1 protein-coding gene is annotated in these 1620 nt (G+C 60.4%); it reads right to left on the bottom strand.

What is annotated here, in order from left to right:
- Positions 1 to 334: 334 nt before the first annotated feature.
- A complete protein-coding gene (locus AC1QQ2_RS14055) occupies positions 335 to 667 on the bottom strand; it encodes a hypothetical protein (protein ID WP_479713602.1) in 333 nt (110 codons plus the stop codon).
- Positions 668 to 1620 lie beyond the last annotated feature (953 nt).

Raw genomic sequence — 1620 nt, 5'->3', positions numbered from 1 at the left:
CCGCGATACGCGCAGCTGTCGCGACGCAGCAGGCCGGGCATGCGACTGGACTGGGCTATTTGAGCAGTAGCAGGGCACTCACCTGACTGGAGACTGGACTGGACTGGACTACTTGAGCAGTAGCAGAGCACTCACCCGGGCATTCAAGTGCCGGGGGTGGCTTGGGGTTGGCCCTTATTTCGCCGTGAAAGGGCTAAATTTCTTTCGTTATTTCGCTGGGAAAGGGGCGAAATTTCGCGAAATTTTCGCGAAAATTTCGAAATTTCTTGCGCGCGCATATGCGCACTTGTATTCAACTCCCCTATCTCTCTATCTCCCTCACGCGCTTTCCTTCTCAAAACGAGGTCCCGCGCTTCGTGCCGTTGTAGCGGACCATCATGGACCCTTGGATGTAGTCGGCGAGGGCCATGTCCTGGTTGGATCCGAAGAGTGCCTTGAGGAGCGAAAACACGCGCTCCGCTGCTGCCGAGCTCGGCGTGAACGAAAACGCGATCAGAGAGGCCTCGGCCCAAGCACCAACCTCGCCACTGTGGTTTTTGTACCACCCAAGGACGCTCTCGGTGAAGTCGTCGACGCTGCCATGGTCAGCGGTGAACCCATGCGCTGCGGCAAGGAGCAAAGGGAGGTCCCGTTCAAGATCCGTCAGCAGCCCCCCACCTCGCTCCATTGCAAGAGGAACGACGAGGGCAAGTTCACGGACTGAGGCTGAGTCAATTGTCGCCTCGTGCTCGGCAACGTACGACGGGTCGAAGAGCCGGAGTACCCGACAGATGGCGTAAGAGGCAAATTGTGCGCCCCCGTGCGTCACTCTGCCGCCAAACTGGACTAAGGGCTGGACTGGACTGGACTACTTGAGCAGTAGCAGAGCACTCACCCGGGCATTTAATCCTGGACTGGACTGGACTACTTGAGCAGTAGCAGAGCACTCACCCGGGCATTCAAGTGCCGGGGGTGGCGCGCGCCGTCGCGATAAATGGTACATGTATGTTGGTAAAAGTGTTCTCCTCACAACCCGCGTGGTGGGACGAACGCAAGTTGGTGGTGAAGTTAATCACCGGCCGCGGGGGCGGGGGGGGCACCGGCAGCGACGAGGCCTCCTGGGGGACCTCGGGGCCCGTGCGCATCACCGGACGGGAGTTGATGAGCATGGCCACCCCTCGGAAAGTGGCCGCATGCAGTCGCTGAAGCGCATAGATCCTGAAAGCCATGCGCTCGCTTGGCGACGCGGCAGCGACGGAGCAGAGCTGGTCAAGAAAAATCTCGCAGCCGCGGCCAGCGCGCCCCCCCGCCTCGTGGCAGAGGGCGAAAAAAATGTCCCCCTGGCCCCGAGCCTGAGCAAGCCAAGCAGCGTCTTTCTGCACTGCAACCCACGCAGAGCCATGGCCGGGGCTCAGTGTCGCAGCGCAGCAGTAGCGCGGGTCGCCAACGGCGATGGTTCGCACGTCAGTGAGGGCGTTGCACAGGCCCTTGTAGAGGGCCACGTCGGCGCGCTTGTTCGAATTAACTGGACTGGACTGGACTACTTGAGCAGTAGCAGAGCACTCACCCGGGCATTCAAGTGCCGGTGGTGGCGCGCGCCGTCGCGATAAAAGGTACATGTATGTTGGTAAAAGTGTTCTC

Source organism: Aestuarium sp., assembly GCF_023253315.1.
Lineage (GTDB): Bacteria > Pseudomonadota > Alphaproteobacteria > Rhodobacterales > Rhodobacteraceae > Marivivens > Marivivens donghaensis.
The sequence above is the reverse complement of the archived record's forward strand: the minus strand, read 5'-3'. Positions and strand labels throughout refer to the sequence as shown.